13 protein-coding genes and 2 pseudogenes are annotated in these 16,344 nt (G+C 62.5%); 5 read left to right on the forward strand and 10 right to left on the reverse strand.

Annotated elements, in window-relative coordinates; translation table 11 throughout:
• Nucleotides 1–107: 107 nt before the first annotated feature.
• Nucleotides 108–1,166 carry a YeeE/YedE family protein gene (locus tag AC0QUY_RS13030; protein WP_475387126.1) on the forward strand — a complete coding sequence of 353 codons (1,059 nt, stop codon included), beginning with the start codon at nt 108–110 and terminating at the stop codon, nt 1,164–1,166.
• Here AC0QUY_RS13030 and AC0QUY_RS13035 read toward each other — a convergent pair.
• From AC0QUY_RS13035 to AC0QUY_RS13050, 4 genes and pseudogenes are all read right to left on the reverse strand, one after another.
• A complete protein-coding gene (locus tag AC0QUY_RS13035; protein WP_161852899.1) occupies nt 1,163–2,389 on the reverse strand; it encodes a bifunctional alpha/beta hydrolase/OsmC family protein in 1,227 nt (408 codons plus the stop codon). The two genes, AC0QUY_RS13030 and AC0QUY_RS13035, sit on opposite strands and share 4 nt — an antisense overlap.
• Before the next feature lie 26 nt (nt 2,390–2,415).
• Nucleotides 2,416–3,081 (reverse strand): sulfite oxidase-like oxidoreductase, encoded by a 666-nt coding sequence (locus AC0QUY_RS13040; RefSeq protein ID WP_475387127.1) that lies wholly within the window; start codon nt 3,079–3,081, stop codon nt 2,416–2,418.
• Nucleotides 3,082–3,105: 24 nt separating this feature from the next.
• Nucleotides 3,106–4,411, reverse strand: a pseudogene (locus AC0QUY_RS13045) (MFS transporter).
• Nucleotides 4,412–4,569: 158 nt separating this feature from the next.
• Nucleotides 4,570–5,991 carry an amidase gene (locus tag AC0QUY_RS13050; RefSeq protein ID WP_475387128.1) on the reverse strand — a complete coding sequence of 474 codons (1,422 nt, stop codon included), beginning with the start codon at nt 5,989–5,991 and terminating at the stop codon, nt 4,570–4,572.
• A 106-nt stretch (nt 5,992–6,097) separates the two neighbouring features.
• Between AC0QUY_RS13050 and AC0QUY_RS13055 the strand changes: the two genes are divergently transcribed.
• On the forward strand, nt 6,098–6,949 hold the full coding sequence (locus tag AC0QUY_RS13055; protein WP_475387129.1) for an alpha/beta hydrolase: 852 nt from the start codon (nt 6,098–6,100) through the stop codon (nt 6,947–6,949).
• A 170-nt stretch (nt 6,950–7,119) separates the two neighbouring features.
• Here the strand turns inward: AC0QUY_RS13055 and AC0QUY_RS13060 are convergent, their stop codons facing one another.
• Nucleotides 7,120–7,896 carry an SDR family oxidoreductase gene (locus AC0QUY_RS13060; protein ID WP_475387130.1) on the reverse strand — a complete coding sequence of 259 codons (777 nt, stop codon included), beginning with the start codon at nt 7,894–7,896 and terminating at the stop codon, nt 7,120–7,122.
• Nucleotides 7,897–8,072: 176 nt separating this feature from the next.
• Between AC0QUY_RS13060 and AC0QUY_RS13065 the strand changes: the two genes are divergently transcribed.
• Complete coding sequence (locus AC0QUY_RS13065; RefSeq protein ID WP_161852905.1) at nt 8,073–9,152, forward strand: tartrate dehydrogenase; 1,080 nt, start codon at nt 8,073–8,075, stop codon at nt 9,150–9,152.
• Between the two features lie 254 nt (nt 9,153–9,406).
• On the opposite strand, the gene AC0QUY_RS13070 is transcribed toward AC0QUY_RS13065, so the two are convergent.
• The 5 genes from AC0QUY_RS13070 to AC0QUY_RS13090 form a co-directional block, all read right to left on the reverse strand.
• Complete coding sequence (locus tag AC0QUY_RS13070; RefSeq protein WP_475387131.1) at nt 9,407–10,048, reverse strand: suppressor of fused domain protein; 642 nt, start codon at nt 10,046–10,048, stop codon at nt 9,407–9,409.
• Nucleotides 10,049–10,257: 209 nt separating this feature from the next.
• A complete protein-coding gene (locus tag AC0QUY_RS13075) occupies nt 10,258–10,707 on the reverse strand; it encodes a hypothetical protein (RefSeq protein WP_475387132.1) in 450 nt (149 codons plus the stop codon).
• Nucleotides 10,708–10,837: 130 nt separating this feature from the next.
• Nucleotides 10,838–11,752 carry an NAD(P)-dependent oxidoreductase gene (locus tag AC0QUY_RS13080; protein WP_475387133.1) on the reverse strand — a complete coding sequence of 305 codons (915 nt, stop codon included), beginning with the start codon at nt 11,750–11,752 and terminating at the stop codon, nt 10,838–10,840.
• A 29-nt stretch (nt 11,753–11,781) separates the two neighbouring features.
• Nucleotides 11,782–13,032, reverse strand: a complete 1,251-nt coding sequence (locus AC0QUY_RS13085; protein ID WP_475387134.1) for an allantoate amidohydrolase — start codon at nt 13,030–13,032, stop codon at nt 11,782–11,784.
• 54 nt (nt 13,033–13,086) lie between these two features.
• The gene (locus AC0QUY_RS13090) at nt 13,087–14,004 is read right to left on the reverse strand and encodes a LysR family transcriptional regulator (protein ID WP_161852909.1); all 918 of its coding nucleotides are present in this window, start codon (nt 14,002–14,004) and stop codon (nt 13,087–13,089) included.
• A 120-nt stretch (nt 14,005–14,124) separates the two neighbouring features.
• On the opposite strand from AC0QUY_RS13090, the gene AC0QUY_RS13095 reads away from it, so the two are divergent.
• Together AC0QUY_RS13095 and AC0QUY_RS13100 are read left to right on the forward strand one after the other, a co-directional pair.
• Nucleotides 14,125–14,946, forward strand: coding sequence for a putative hydro-lyase (locus tag AC0QUY_RS13095; protein ID WP_475387135.1), 822 nt, complete (start codon nt 14,125–14,127; stop codon nt 14,944–14,946).
• An 81-nt stretch (nt 14,947–15,027) separates the two neighbouring features.
• Nucleotides 15,028–16,271: pseudogene (locus AC0QUY_RS13100) on the forward strand (ABC transporter substrate-binding protein).
• The last annotated feature ends 73 nt before the right edge of the window (nt 16,272–16,344 follow it).

A 16,344-nucleotide genomic window follows, 5' to 3' on the forward strand; every position in this document is an offset into this window, starting at 1 on the left:
TAGGCTGTGGACGCGCACACCCTTCCAACATATTAGCAACCGCCGAAATTGCTTCCTATTTGAGCGGTGACCGCTGGAGCGGCCTGCGAAGGAACAGGGAAACGCCAGTGCTGGACAGCGCCAATATCGTCGTCATCAGCGGATTGCTGATCGGCCTCGTCTATGGATCGGTGGGATTGCTAAGCGGGTTCTGCCTGCTCAGCAGCCTCAGGGGTTTCTGGGCCGAAGGCGACGGCCGGCTGGTGCGCAGCTATGCGCTGGCGATCGGCGTGGCGGTTGCCATGACGCAGTTGCTGGCCGCGGGCGGGTTCGTCGATATCGGCAAGTCGATCTATCTGCAGCCGTCTTTCTCCGCGCCGGTGATGTTCTTCGGCGGGCTGTTGTTCGGCTACGGCATGGTGCTGTCGAACGGTTGCGGCTCGCGTGCGCTGGTGCTGCTCGGGCGCGGCAATCTCCGTTCCTTCGTGGTGGTGGTCGTGCTGGCGATTTTCGCCCAGATGACGCTGAAGGGCTTGATCGCGCCGTCGCGCATCGCGATGGTCGGCGCGTCACAGACGACGACAAATGCGAACTCGGTGCCGGCCTTGCTGGCTAGCGCAGGCTTGAGCGCTACAGCCGCGCGCATGCTGGCCGCGTCGATCATCTCGGCCGCGCTGATCATCTTCGCCTTTGCGCATCCGGCATTCCGGCGCTCGCCGGGCCAGATCGCCGCGGGCCTCGTGGTCGGCCTGTTGGTGGCAGGCGGTTGGTTTGCCACCGGCTATCTCGGCGCCGACGATTTCAATCCCGTGCCGGTGACCTCGCTCACCTTCATCGCGCCGATCGCAGACGCGCTGCAATACGTCATGCTGTCGACGGGCTCGACGCTGAATTTCGGCATTGTCACGGTGTTCGGCGTGTTCGCCGGCAGTCTTGCGACCGCGCTGCTGACCGGGCGTTTTCAGCTCGAGGGCTTTCAGTCGCCGCGCCACATGCTGCGCTCCGGTGGCGGTGCGGCGCTGATGGGGGCGGGCGGCGTGATGGCGTTCGGCTGCTCGATCGGGCAGGGCCTGACCGGATTCTCCACCCTGGCGCTGGCGTCGCTGCTTGCCTTCGCCGGCATTCTCGTCGGCACTGCCGCGGGCTTGCGCGGCGCACTGCGCGTCCGCCCGCTGGCCGCGGCCTAATCCGCCGCCTGCGTCACGATCCGGATCTCCGACGTCAGCGTCCGGTGCACCGGGCACTTGTCGGCGATCTCCATCAGCCGCGCGCGCTGGTCGGCATCCAGCGTGCTGCCCTCAATCGAGATGATGCGGTCGATCTGATCCAGCATGCCCTCGCGGGTTTCGCATTCGGCGCAATCCTTCGCGTGAATCTTGCTGTGTTTGAGCGTCACGGTAACGCGGTCGAGCGGTAGCGACTTGCGGTCGGCATACATCCGCATCGTCATCGAGGTGCAGGCGCCAAGGCCTGCGAGCAGGAAATCATACGGTCCCGGTCCGCTGTCCTGGCCGCCGGCGGCAACCGGCTCGTCCGCCAGCATCTGGTGCGGGCCCGTTGTCACAGTCTGCTGGAATTTGCTGTTGCGGGTTTCCCGCACCACGACGTGGCGTGGCGTCTCGCTCGGGACCGCGGCCGGCTGGACGGCGGCGGGCTCGATATAGCGCTCGACCCAGGAGGCGATCACGCCAGCGACATAGGCGCCGTCCTGCTTGCCACTCAACAGATGATCCGTGCCCGACAGCGAAACGAAACTCTTGGGATGCTTGGCTGCCACGAAAATGTTCGTGGCATTGTCGATCCCCACGGTGTCGTCGGTCGGCGAATGCATGATCAGCAGCGCCTTGTGCAGCTTGGTGATGTGGGACATCAGGCTGTGTTCAGCGACATCATCGAGGAATTCGCGCTTGATATGGAACGGCCGGCCGGCAAGCTGAACTTCGACCTTGCCATGCTTGCGGATGTCCTCGATGCGATCCTTGAACAGATGCGTGACATGCACGGGATCGGAGGGGGCCGCGATCGTCACGACAGCTTTCGCATCCGGGATTTTTCCTGCCGCCGCGAGGATCGCTGCGCCACCGAGGCTGTGCCCGATCAGAATCGCAGGTGCGCCGCGTGTTTCGCGCAGATGATCAGCGGCGCGGACGAGGTCGGCGACGTTGGACGTAAAGGTCGAGTTGGCGAACTCGCCCTCGCTGGAGCCGAGGCCGGTAAAGTCGAACCGCAGCACGGCGATGCCCTTTGCGGCGAGCGCGGTTGCGATGCGCTTGGCCGCCAATACGTCCTTGCCGCAAGTGAAGCAGTGCGCAAACAGCGCGTAGGCGCGAATAGGTCCGTCCGGTGTGTCCAGGGCGGCGGCGAGCTGATGGCCGCCTTCACCGGTGAATTGAAAGCGTTCGTGCGGCACGGATGTTCTCCCCTAAAGCGTTAGGTCTAGTCGCCAGAGTAACGCTGCTCGGCCCAGGGATCACCGCGATTGTGGTAACCGCGGACTTCCCAATAGCCCGGCGCATCCTCTACAAGAAATTCGATGCTCTGCAGCCACTTCGCGCTTTTCCAGAAATAGAGATGCGGCACAACGAGGCGCACCGGGCCGCCATGCTCTTGCTCCAGCGGCGCGCCCGACCAGCTATGAACGAGGATCGCGTCCTCGGCGGCAAAGTCTTCCAGCGCCAGATTGGTAGTGTAGCCGTCATGGGAATGCAGCACCACGAAGCGGGCCTCCTCGCGTGGCCGGCAGGCGTCGAGCAGATCGCGGGTCGCGAGCCCTTCCCACTGATTGTCGTAGCGCGACCAAGTCGTGACGCAGTGGATGTCCGATACGAACTTGCTTTGTGCCTGCGCAGAAAACTGCGCAAAATCCCAGAACAGCGGATGCTCGACTGCGCCGTATACATCGAGCCGCCAGCGCTCGCGCGAAATGCTCGGCGTAAGCCCGAGATCGAGCGTCGGCCAGTCCCTGGTCAAGTGCTGGCCCGGCGGCAATCGCTGGTCCTCAGGTCGCGAAATCTTGCCGGTGAGAAATTTCCCCTCGCGCGCCCAGCGCGCTTTGCTGCGCGTCAGCTTGCTCTCCGGCGGCGGCTCGTTTTCGTTGGCCATATCTTAAACAGTCACCTGAAACAGTCACTCGTGGCGATGCATTGCAGACGCATGTTTGGTGTCGCGCATGGTCGCATAGATGAGGAACGAGAGGAAGATCATGCCGCTGAGATAATAATAGAACCAGTCCTCATGCCCCAGCGTCTTGAAATAGAGCGCGACGGCGGGCGCGGTGCCGCCGAACAGCGATACCGTGATGGCATAGGGCAGGCCGACGCCGAGCGCGCGGACGTTGGTCGGGAATAATTCGGCCTTCACCACGGCGTTGATCGAGGTATAGCCGGCGACGAAAATCCAGGCGGCGCAGATCAGCAGGAAGGCGGTGAACGGCGATTTGGTGTCTTTCAGCGTGGTCAGGATCGTCCGTGGCCAGTGTGCCCATGACGCCGAAGAAAATCAGCAGGGGCTTGCGGCCGATACGATCGGACAGGCCGCCATAGATCGGCTGCAGCACGGTCGCGAAGATCAGCGAGCCGAAGATCACAAACGTGGTCTGGTCCTCGGTGAGGCCGACGGACAGTTTGACGAAGGTCTGCATGTAGGTGGTGAAGGTATAGAACGCTGCCGTGCCGCCGGCGGTAAGGCCGACCACCAGCAACAGCTCGCGCGGATACGTTAGAAGTCCGCGGATCGAGCCCGTCGGCTTTGTGACCTTCTTGGCTTCCTCGAACGCCTCGGTCTCATGTAGATTGCGCCGCATGACGGCGGCGAAGATCGCGAGCAGCGCGCCGATCACGAAGGGGATTCGCCAGCCCCAATCCTTTAGTTGCTCCGGTGTCAAAAACACCTTTTGCAGCAGCAACAGCACCATGATCGCCGTGAGCTGGCCGCCGATCAGCGTGACGTATTGAAAGCTCGAATAGAAGCCGCGGTGTTTGGGGTCGGCGACTTCGGTGAGATAGGTGGCGCTGGCGCCGTACTCGCCGCCGAGGCTCAAGCCCTCGATGATGCGCGCCAGCGCCAGAATGGCGGGGGCGGCGATGCCGATGGTGGCATAGGTCGGCGTCACCGCGATGATCAGCGAGCCAAAACACATGCAGACGACGGAAAGCGTCAGCGACAGCCGCCGGCCATAGCGGTCGGCGATGAAGCCGAACAGCCAGCCGCCAAGCGGGCGCATCAGGAAGGTTGCCGCAAACAGCACCGCGGCGTTGAGCTGCTGTACGACAGGATCGCTGTTCGGAAAAAAGGCCGGCGCGAAATACAGCGCGAACGCGGTGTAGGCGTAGAAATCGTACCATTCGACGAGGTTGCCGATCGAGCCGATGAAGATCGCCTTGACCCGCCGCTCCACGTCCTGGATGTCAAAATGATCGTCGGCAGATTTGATCGGTCATGATCCGTCTCCAAAGGGCGATCTACGATCCCCTTGTCCCGGATCAATTCGTCACGCACAACGGCGGGAAACGAAGACGGGCTATGCCGGGTTCCCCGATCACAAAACGGAGAACGCTGGGCCGGATGGAGCCGTTGCTCTGACGATCGCGCTTACTTGGGCGCCCTTGGATCGATCGGCGTGGTGCCGCGCACACCCAGAATATCCTCGAGCACCTTGGCTCCGGCGAGCAACTGGGCCTCACCGCGCGGCGGCGCGACCACCTGCAGTCCGACCGGCAGGCCGGAGGCGGTAAAGCCGCACGGCAACGACAGCGCGGGACAACACACCAGCGTGATCGCATAGACGATGCCGAGCCATTCGACGTAATTGTCGAACTTCTTGCCGTTGCATTCGGCGACGTAGCGGTTCTCGACCGGGAAGGGCGGCACGATGGTGGCGGGCGCCAGCAATAGATCGTATTTGTCGAAAAATTCCAGCGTGCGCGCGGTCATCGCGACGCGCTGCGCCTCGGCGCGTTCGAGCTGCTCGACCGTCAGCTTGAGACCTTCCTCGATATTCCAGATCACTTCCGGCTTGAGCAGGTCGCGCTTGGTGCGCAGCAGCGCCGCCTTGGAGAGCGCGAAGTCGAAGGCGCGCAGGACGTGGAAACATTCGTGGGCCTCGCGCAGGTCCGGATGCGCCTCCTCGACGATGACACCTAGCTCCGCAAAACGCTGCGCCGCCTTCCGGGTGACGGCGGCGACTTCCGGATCGACCGGCGTGATGCCGAGGTCCGGCGAATAGGCGACGCGCTTCGGCTTGCTGCCGGAACGGACGGCGGAGAGAAACGACGTCGGCAGCACCGGCAGCGAGAGCGGATCGGCCGGATGCTCGCCGCTCATGGCGTCAAGCAGCAGCGCGACGTCTTCGACATTTCGCGCCATCGGACCCTGGACGCCGAGATTACGGTCGATCGCGGCCTTGGGCGTGTGCGCGACACGGCCGATGCTGGGGCGCAGACCGACGATGCCGCAGAAGCTGGCGGGGTTGCGCAAGCTGCCGCCCATGTCGGAGCCATGCGCCAGCCACGCCGTGCCGGTCGCAAGCGCGACCGCCGCGCCGCCCGAGGAGCCAGCGGCGGAGCGCGACGTGTCGAAAGGGTTGCGGGTCGGGCCAAACACTTCGTTGAAGGTGTTGGCGCCGGCGCCGAATTCCGGCGTGTTCGACTTGGCGTAGATCACCCCGCCGTTGTTTTCGAGATGCTCGACCAGAAGGTCCGACTTGGTGGGGATCGTATACTTGTAGATCGGCGAGCCCTGCGTGGTCAGGACGCCGGCGACATTGGTCAGGTCCTTGATCGGGATCGGAAGCCCTGCGAGCAGGCCGCGCTCGCCGGTTGGCTTCTTCATCAGCTCGTTGGCGTGCTTACGGGCACGGTCGAAGCACAGCGTCGGCAGCGCGTTGACCTTGCCGTCGACCTCGGCGATGCGTTTTTCGAGCACATCGAGCAGGTCGAGCGGGGTGACTTCGCCCGATTTCAGCTTGCCGACAATGGAAACCGCCGTCTCCCGCACCAACCCTTGATCAGCCACTTCGCTATCTCCCGCGCGTTTCCGTTTGTCCGTCGCAGATGGTGCTGTAGAACATTTTCCGGCAAAGTGGAAACGCACCAAAGTTGTGGCCGACCGGAGATATTGCATGACGACGTTGTTTTCTGCGCTGGACTGGCGCGCGATGAGCCAGCAGGAGCGCGACCTCGGCCTTAATAATGGCGTTGCCGTGCCCGGCAGCGTCGAGATGGTCGCAGGCTGGGAGCAGCGTTCTGCCGAGATGCGCAAGCGTTACGCGGAGCACATCGATCTCCGCTACGGCCCGCGCGACCGCACCCGGATCGATTTCCTGAAAGCCGCCGACGGCGCGCCGACGCTGCTATTTATCCACGGCGGCTACTGGCAGGCGCGCTCCAAGGAGGTTTTCACGATCGTTGCCGAGGGCCCGATGGCGCACGGCATCAATGTGGCGTTGATCGGCTACACGCTGGCGCCAGAGGCGACGCTGGATGAAATCGTCGCCGAAATCCACACCGGTATCGACTTCCTCACCGGACAACTGCCGACGCTTGGCGCTGCTGCCAGTGGCATCGTGGTGTCAGGCTGGTCCGCCGGCGGGCACCTGACGTCGATGGCGCTGTCACACCCGAAGGTGAGGGCGGGTATGGCGATCTCAGGCATCTACGACCTCGAACCGATCCGCCATTCCTATCTCAACGAGAAGCTGCGCGCCGACGAGGCGACGTCGCGTCGCAACTCGCCGATGATGCAGGAAGGCGGCCCGCCAAAGCCGCTCTCACTGGTCGTCGGCAGCGCCGAGTTGCCGCTGCTGCGCAAGCAGACCGCCGATTTCGCCGGCCACCGCGCGCGATATGGATTGCCGGTGACGTATGAGGAAATTCCAGATGCAAACCATTTCACCATCATGTACGAGATGATGTCGCCGAAGGGCAGGATCACGACGCTGATCCGGCAGTTGTTCGAGCGGACGACAGGTTAGCGGGCTCCGTCATTGCGAGCCAACGGGTGGTCGCGCGAATGCGCGCCCGATGACAGGCTTCGCGAAGCAATCCATCGCGCCGCAAGGGGAGGCATGGATTGCTTCGTTGCTGCGCTCCCTTGCACAAACGCTTCGCGTTTGTCGCAGGCAATGACGCTGGTGGTAGCGGCCTAACTCCACCCCGAGGTATGTCCGCCGTCCACCGTAAAGATCACCCCCGACGTATATCCCGATCGGTCCGACGCCAGGAATGCCATGAGATCACCAATCTCGCGCGCATGGGCGGGCCGGCCGAGCGGCATGCCCTTCTGGAATTCCCGGTAGCGGTTTTCATCGCCGAACTGGTTGCTGGCACGCGTCTTTAGTAGCGTCACGTGACGGTCGGTGCCGACCGGTCCGGGATTGATGCCGACCACGCGGATATTGTCGGCGAGGCTCTTGCCGCCGAGCGCGCGGGTGAACGCCATCAGCGCGGCATTGCCGGCGCTGCCGCAGATGTAGTTGGCGTCGAACTTTTCGCCGGCGGCGCCGATGTCGTTGACGATGACGCCGTGTCCTCGGGCCTTCATCTGCGCGTAGATCGCGCGGGTGAGGTTGATGTAGCCGAACACTTTCAGCTCCCAGGCGTGCCGCCAGGTCGCCTCGTCGATCTTGTCGATCGAGCCGCCCGGAATGTCGCCGGCATTGTTGACGAGGATGTCGATATCGGCGGCTTCCTTGACCAGCCGCGCGATGTCCTCGCCCTTGCGCAAGTCGACGACATGGGCGGTTGCGCTGATCTGGTGCGCCGAGCGCAGCCGCTCGGCCAACGCTTTGAGCTGTTCGCCGTTGCGGGCGGCCAGCATGACGTCGGCTCCCTCTTCGGCAAAGGCTTCGGCCGCGGCCGCGCCAATGCCCTTGGAGGCGCCGGTAATCAGGACACGCTTGCCGCGCAGGTGCAGATCCATGGGAATTCTCGCTTCGGTGAGGGAGGCAGAAGAGGAGGCCACAAATTGTTAGGCTTGGGGCGCCATGACGGTCAACATTGCAGTGCAGCGTTGCGCAAGCGGCAGGTTTGGTCCATTGCATGGCAATCAAATAAGCGGCATTAGCCGGCTCAGCAAAGGTAACAAGGAAACTCTCGATGAGCAGCGCCAAGAAACAATATCGGGTCGCGGTCATTCCCGGCGACGGCATCGGCAAGGAAGTGATGCCGGAGGGGCTGCGCGTGCTGGAGGCGGCAGGGAAAAAGCACGGCATCTCCGTGCAATTCGATCATTTCGATTTCGCCTCCTGGGACTATTACGAGAAGCACGGCGAGATGATGCCGGAGGACTGGAAGGCGCAGATCGGCAAGCATGACGCAATCTATTTCGGCGCAGTCGGCTGGCCTGCGAAAATCCCGGATCACGTCTCCCTGTGGGGCTCGCTGATCAAGTTCCGGCGCGAGTTCGACCAGTACGTCAATTTGCGCCCGGTGCGGCTGATGCCCGGCGTGCCGTCGCCGCTTGCCAACCGCAAGCCCGGCGATATCGATTTCTGGGTGGTGCGCGAGAATACGGAAGGCGAGTATTCCTCCGTCGGCGGCCGCATGTTCCCCGATACCGATCGTGAATTCGTCACGCAGCAGACGGTGATGACGCGGACCGGCGTCGACCGCATCCTGAAATTCGCGTTTGAGCTCGCGCAGTCGCGGCCGAAGAAGCATTTGACTTCCGCGACCAAGTCCAACGGCATCTCGATCACGATGCCCTATTGGGACGAGCGCGTGGAGGCGATGGCGAAGAAGTATCCGGGCGTGAAGTGGGACAAGTACCACATCGACATCCTCACCGCAAATTTCGTGCTGCATCCGGACTGGTTCGACGTCGTGGTCGGCTCCAACCTGTTCGGCGACATCCTCTCCGATCTCGGCCCGGCCTGCACCGGCACCATCGGCATTGCGCCGTCGGGCAACATCAATCCGGAAGGCAATTTTCCGTCCGTGTTCGAGCCGGTGCATGGCTCGGCGCCCGATATCGCGGGGCAGGGGATCGCCAATCCGATCGGCATGATCTGGTCCGGCGCGATGATGATGGAGCATCTCGGCGAGAAAGACGCCGCAGAATCCATCGTCGGCGCCATCGAGCGCACCCTCGGCGAACGTACGCTCCGCACGCGCGATCTCGGCGGCAATGCGGATACCACGGCGTGCGGCAAGGCGGTGGCGGAGATGGTGGATTGATTTCTTCCTTCTCCCTTGTGGGAGAAGGTGGCGCGTAGTGCCGGATGAGGGGTCTCTATCCGCGGAGAGAACCCTTCATCCGCCTGCGCTTCGCTCCGGCACCTTCTCCCACAAGGGGAGAAGGAAAAGGTGCTCGTTGGCAATCAGTAGCGTAGGGTGGGCAAAGCGAAGCGTGCCCACCATTCATCGTGCGATTTGAGACATATGGTGGGCACGGCGCTAATGCGCCTTTGCCTACCTACGCGTCGTGAAAACTAAACATACGATTTTCGCGCCGGATCGAAAATCGGCGGATAATCATTCTCGTCGAGCAGATCCAAAAACGCGTCGAGCCCCTCGTTCTTGATCAGCTCATACTCGCGGTCGGAGATCAGGTTGACGGACAGGATTTCCACCGGGTCCCCCGCGATCGAAAGTTGTTCCGCGATGCGTTGGTCCGGGGCGATGATCGGCGTGAGGAACAGGAAGGTCCTGAAGTCCGTACCCCGGACAGGCGGCGCCGGCATGGGCAGACGGTGCCCGAACCCGAACCAGGTGTTGTCGATGGACGGCACCGAAGCGAGCCAGCGCAGGTTGCTGCAGATCTCCGTCGTTCCTTCGCGGACGTACCACATCAGCTCGGCGCGAACCTTTGCCTCCTTGGCTTGATCCGGTACGGCCATGCGCTGCTCGCTCATGCCGTTGGTCAGAAGAACGTAGCCTTCATCCGAACCCTCTTCGCAATCCGGCACAAAATCCCGGCCGAAGGCGTGAACGTCGATACGACGGTCGCCGGGATCGCGGGAGGTGAATTCGGGTTCGTCGAGTTCGCCTTGGTAGATGGCCAGCCGCCGCTCAAAGGAATTCGCAGTATCTGCCCCTCGATTGAACAGCGGTATCTTGAAACGTGACAGCATGTAGACCCCGGGATGGCCTGAGTGAGCAGGGCGGCCTCTTACCGGGCCGCGCCCTGTTGTCGTGCGATCGCGGGGACCGGTTCAAAACGGCCGGGACGGCGCGGCTATTTTTGCTCCATCGTCCGGCCATGCCGGGTTTCGCGACCAAGGGCCAGTCGCTCAGCGATCCATCTCACATCATCGTTCCTGATGACCATCTGGCTCTGGATTCATTGCTCCTGCGCCGAGTTAAGCAGGCTATCGATCCATCTGCGATGAAAGCGCTCCTGTTGCTCGACTGTAGCTGGAACAACCGTTTCATCAGCTTCAAAGATGCTGACAATATCCTGTCGTGAAGCCGGGAAGCCGATGCGCATCTTGTAAGCGAGAACCGCTGGCCCCATCGATCTCTGCATTCCGGAGGGATAAACATCCTCGCTGGCGCCAAAGCAATAGAGCAATGCACCGGTCTTTTCCAGCTCCTGCCGGAGTTGCTTCAACGCTTCAAAGAAGTCCACTCCGGACTTGACCGTTCTTACTTCAGTGCCCTGTTCGAGGGAAACTCGATAGATCTCTTTACCTTCCGCGTAGACTTCGTCTGCAGTTAGTTTGGCAGGCACACGCGATCCATCGGCGAGAACGACAGTGATGTCTCCGGCAAAATATCGTTCCGATTCCACCAGCGGCCCTCCATGGCCAGGATTTCGAGTGAAGGCCTACTTATTTGAGCGAGTGCCTTTAATTTCAAGCGGAACCCCGCCGAGCCGTCCTTGATGTCGCGAAGCGCCGCCATCGTTCAAAACGAACGGACTATTTCCCCTTCGCAATCCGCCGGCAATGCTCCCACGCCGCGCTCATCAAGTTCTCGCTCGCTTCGGGCGTCCGGAACGCCGAATGCGCCGATAGCGTCACGTTCGGTAGCGTCGTCAGCGGGTGGTCCGGCGGCAGCGGTTCGATGTTGAAGACGTCGAGCCCGGCATGGCGGATCTGGCCCGATTTCAGCGCGTCGATCATCGCTTCCTCGTCGACGATCGCCCCGCGCGCGGTGTTGACCAGGATGACGCCGGGTTTCATCCCCTCGATGCAGGCGCGCGAGATCATGCCGCGTGTCTCGTCGTTCAGGAGCAGATGGATCGAGACCACGTCGCTCTCGGTCAGCACTTCATCGTAATCGAGGAACTCGACCTTGGGATATTTCTTCGGCGATCGGTTCCAGGCGATCACCCGCATGCCGGAGCCGAGCGCAATGCGCGCGACTTCGGCAGCAATGCCGCCGAAGCCGATCAGGCCGAGCGTCTTGCCGGTCAGTTGCATGCCATCGTCGCGCAGCCAGTTGCCGGCGCGGATGCCGCGATCCATCTTGGCGAGGCCGCGCGCGCCTTCCCACATCAGCGCGATGGCGCATTCGGCCACCGCGGTATCACCATAGCCCTTGATCAGGTGCACATGGATGCCGGTCTCGGCGAGCTCTTCGGGATTCATGTAGCTGCGCGCGCCGGTGCCGAGAAAAACGACGTGCTTCAGTCCGGCGCACTTTTTTGCAACAGCGGTCGGCAGCGCCGTGTGATCGACGATGGCGATTTCAGCGCCGTCGAGGATCTCAGGATATTGCTCCGGGCTGATATCAGGATCGCGGTTGATCCGCACCTTGGGATCGCCGGGCTGTTCTAATCGCTCGAAGATCACGGCCAGCGATTCATTGGCGTCGACAAAAACTCCGCGCATGGGCATTCCCCCCATTTGTTGTTTTGATATCAGGATGCGACGCCGGCCAGCGCCAGCACGGTATGCATCAGCACGTTGGCGCCCGCCGCGCAATCGGCCTGGGTGGCGTCTTCCAGTTCGTTGTGGCTGACGCCGTCCCTGCAGGGCACGAACACCATCGCTGTCGGCATCACGGTGTTGAGGTTGCAGGCATCGTGGCCGGCGCCGGAGGTGATACGGCGATGGGAATAGCCGAGCATCTTTGCGGCACTCTCTACCGCATCCACCAGCTTGGGATCGAAATGCGTCGGCGGCTTGCGCCAGATCAGATCGAACTGCACCTCGACCTTGCGCCGGGCCGCGATCTCGGCAATTGCGGCGCGCAGATCCTTATCCAGCGCCTCCATGATCGCGGCATCGGCGCTGCGGCAATCCACGGTGAAGGCGATCTCGCCGGGAATCACGTTGCGCGAGGGATTGGCGATCACGGCCTCGCCGATCGTGCCGACGGCCTTGGGACCATGCTTCTTTGCTATTGCTTCCATCGCCAGCACGATTTCCGACAGCGTCGCCAGCGCGTCGCGCCGCAGCGGCATCGGTGTTGAGCCGGCATGGCTCTCGAAGCCGGTGATCTTGCCATCGTACCACAGCACACCCTGGCCGGAATCGACCACGCCGATGGTCTTGTTCTCGGCCTCCAGGATCGGACCCTGTTCGATATGCAGTTCGACGAAGCCCGAAAATTTCTGCGTTCCCACCGGGCGATCGCCACGGTAGCCGATGCTGTCGAGCGCCTGCGCCACGGTGACGCCCTCGGCGTCCTTGCGTGACAAAATGTCGTCAGTGGAGAAATCGCCGACATAGGCGGCAGACGCCATCATCGCCGGCGCAAACCGCGAGCCTTCCTCATTGGTCCAGTTGCAGATGCAGATCGGCATCTCGGTTTCGATCCCGGCATCGTTGAGCGTGCGCACCACTTCCAGCGCCGCCAGCGTGCCGAGCACGCCGTCATATTTGCCGCCGGTCGGCTGCGTATCGAGATGCGAGCCCAGTCCAATCGGTGCTTTCGACATATCCCGGCCCTTGCGCACGCCGAACATCGAGCCCAGCGTGTCGACATGCACCTCCAGCCCTGCGGCCTCGCAGGCGTTCCGGAACCAGTCGCGCACCTGCTTGTCCTCGGGCCCCAGCGTCAGCCGTCGCACACCGCCTTTCGGGGTGGCGCCGAATTTGGCGGTTTCGTGAATCGTGCCCCACAGCCGGGCGGAATCGATTTGCAGGTTGGAGCCGATCTTGGTCATGCATTATTCCGGGATCAGGTGGGCAGGCGCTTGTTCATTCTTGTTCGATCATTTTCAATGACGCGCCTGCGGCGGCCCGTCAACAATGACGCCACCCCGCGCCAGATTTGCGGCGAGCTCGGCCACGCGTTCCACGGCAACGGTATCCGGCGAGGCCAGCCAGCTCGCCGAAAACGTCAGCTTTGGCAGTTGCACATCGGTCGACAGCAATTGCAGCCGTCCATCGGTCATTTCGCTTTCGACGATCGCGGTCGGAATCACGGCAATCCCGAGGCCTTCGATCGCCATATGAATGACGGTTGCGATCGAGGCGCTGGCGTGCAGGCGCATCGGCGGCAGGTCCGGCCGGTTGAACAGCGAGCGCACCACCTCATAGGGCGGCGTCTTGCGCGGAAAGGTGATGATCGGAAATTTCGCCAGATCATGCACCGTCAACTGGCGGGTGCCGAGCCCGAGGGAGGGGCTGGCGAGGAAGCCGACGGGATAATCGCACAGCACGCGGTTGCTGACGCTCGGCGCCGTCAAGGGCCCGAGCAGGAAGGCGAGTTCGATCTCCTGCGCCAAAAGGCGCGTCCGCAGGTTCGAGGTGATGTCGACCTCGATTTCGAGCGAGAGGTTGGGATAGGCGTGATTGACGCTCTTGATCAGTTGCGACAGCCAGGTGTGCACGATGGTTTCGGCGACGCCGAGCCGCAGCACGCCGCGCATCGCCGAGCGATCGCCGACGACAGCGAGCATTTCAGAGCGCAGCCCGATCAGCTTCTCGGCATAGACCATCAATTGCCGTCCGCTGGGCGTCGGCAACACCATGCGGCGGTCGCGCTGCAGCAGCCGCACGCCGACTTCGCGTTCGAGCTGGGCGATCCGCTGCGAGATCGCGGGCTGAGTGGTGTTGAGCTTCTGCGCCGCGCCGCGAAAGCTGCCGAGCGTCACTACCCACATGAAGGTCTCAATTGCCTTGAAATCAGTCATGCACCCTCTGCCCGCAGATCGATAATTCTGTTTTATTGAACTTGATTAGAAAAGACGATTAGACATTATCATAGCCATATGCGGGAGTGGATGTCGACAAGAATGGAAGCGGGGACAACGATGACCAGCTTGGCGAGAACGGAACGGCCCGGTCAGGATACGGCGGATTTATCGCCGAGTGTCGCGGCCCGTCATGCCTGCCGCAACGGCATGGCCCATCACACGGCGGGCGTTGCCAACGGCTTCGTTCAGGGCAACCTCGCAATCCTGCCGGAAAAACTCGCGGGCGCCTTTCACCGCTTCTGCCAGCTCAATCCCAAGCCGTGCCCGATCATCGGCATGTCCGACGTCGGTGACCCCCGCATTCCCGCGCTCGGCATCGACCTCGATATCCGCACCGACCTGCCGCGCTATCGCATCTGGCGCGACGGTGAAGTCGTGGAGGAGCCGACCGACATCATGGCGCATTGGCGCGATGATCTCGTTGCCTTCGTGCTCGGCTGCTCGTTCTCCTTCGAGGAAGCACTGCTGGAGGAAGGTCTGCCGATCCGCCATATCGAGCGCGATGTGCGCGTGCCGATGTACCGCACCAATATCGCCTGCAGCCCCGCGGGTCCCTTTGCCGGACCGATGGTGGTGACGATGCGGCCGTTCAAGCCGGCGAATGCGATCCGTGCGGTGCAGATCACTTCGCGTTTCCCCTCGGTGCATGGGGCGCCGGTTCATATCGGTCTCCCTGAGTCGATCGGCATCGCCGACCTCGCCAAGCCCGACTATGGCGATCCCGTGCCGGTCGAAGTGGACGAAATTCCGGTGTTCTGGGCGTGCGGCGTGACCCCGCAATCGGTCATCCAGGCCGCGAAGGTGCCGTTCGCGATCACGCATGCGCCCGGATTGATGCTCGTCACCGATCTCAGGAACAAATCGCTTGCCGTGCTTTGATGCAGTCCTGCTGCTCATAGAGGCTTTACCGTAACCTTCGCCCGGTTCATCGATAGTCGCCATCCAGCAAAGGATATCGTCATGAACATCACGCGCCGTAACGTACTGCTTGGAGCCACTGCTGCCGCAGCACTCGGATCTGTCGCGGCCCGCGCGCAGACGTCCGAAGTCGTGATCGGCGTGATCTATCCGTTCTCCGGCGCCAGCGCGCAGATGGGCGTCGATGCGCAGAAGTCGTTCGAGACCGCGCTCGACATCATCAACAAGAACCATGATTTCGATCTGCCGCTGGCGAAAGGCGAGGGCTTGCCCGGCCTCGGCGGCGCCAAGATCCGCCTCGTCTTCGCCGACCATCAGGCCGATCCGCAGAAGGGCCGCGCCGAGACCGAGCGCCTGATCACCCAGGAGAAGGTCTGCGCCGTGATCGGTACCTATCAGAGCGCGGTCGCCGTCACCGTCAGCCAGATCTGCGAGCGCTACCAGGTCCCGTTCATCTCGGCGGATAATTCCTCGCCGAGCCTGCACAAGCGCGGTCTCAAGTTCTATTTCCGCGCCGCTCCGCATGACGAGATGTTCTCGGCTGCGATGTTCAACTTCTTCGATGCGATGAAGAAGAGGGGCACCAAGATCGACACGCTGTCGCTGTTCCACGAAGACACCATCTTCGGCACCGACTCCGCCAACACCCAGCTCAAGCTGGCCTCCGAGCGCGGCTACAAGGTCATCTCCGATATCAAGTACCGCTCCAACTCGCCGTCATTGTCTGCTGAGGTACAACAGCTCAAGACCGCGAATGCCGACGTCTTGATGCCCTCGAGTTACACCACCGACGGCATCCTGCTGGTGAAAACCATGGCCGAGCTCGGCTACAAGCCGAACGCGATCGTGGCGCAGAACGCCGGCTTCTCTGAAAAAGCGCTGTACGACGCTGTCGGCGACAAGCTCGAAGGCGTGATCTCGCGCGGCAGCTTCTCGCTCGACCTCGCCGCCAAGCGGCCGATGGTCGGCAAGATCAACGCCATGTTCAAGGAGAAGTCGGGCAAGGACTTCAACGACCTCACCTCGCGCCAGTTCATGGGGCTCTTGGTGATGGCGGACGCCTCAACCGCGCCAAGTCGACCGACGGCGAAAAGATCCGCGAGGCGCTGGTCGCGACCGACATTCCGGGCGAGCAGACCATCATGCCCTGGAAGCGTGTCAAGTTCGACGAGCTCGGCCAGAACAACGACGCCGACCCGGTGCTGCTGCAATATATCGGCGGCAAGTTCGTCACCATCTTCCCGCCGCAGGCCGCCATCGCCGAAGCCGTCTGGCCGATGAAATAGGCCGACAACGCGGGGGCGGGGGATATGACTAACAACACAAGGAATTTCGCCCGCTCCGTCATTGCCTGCGACA

The organism is Bradyrhizobium sp. WYCCWR15520 (assembly GCF_056174665.1).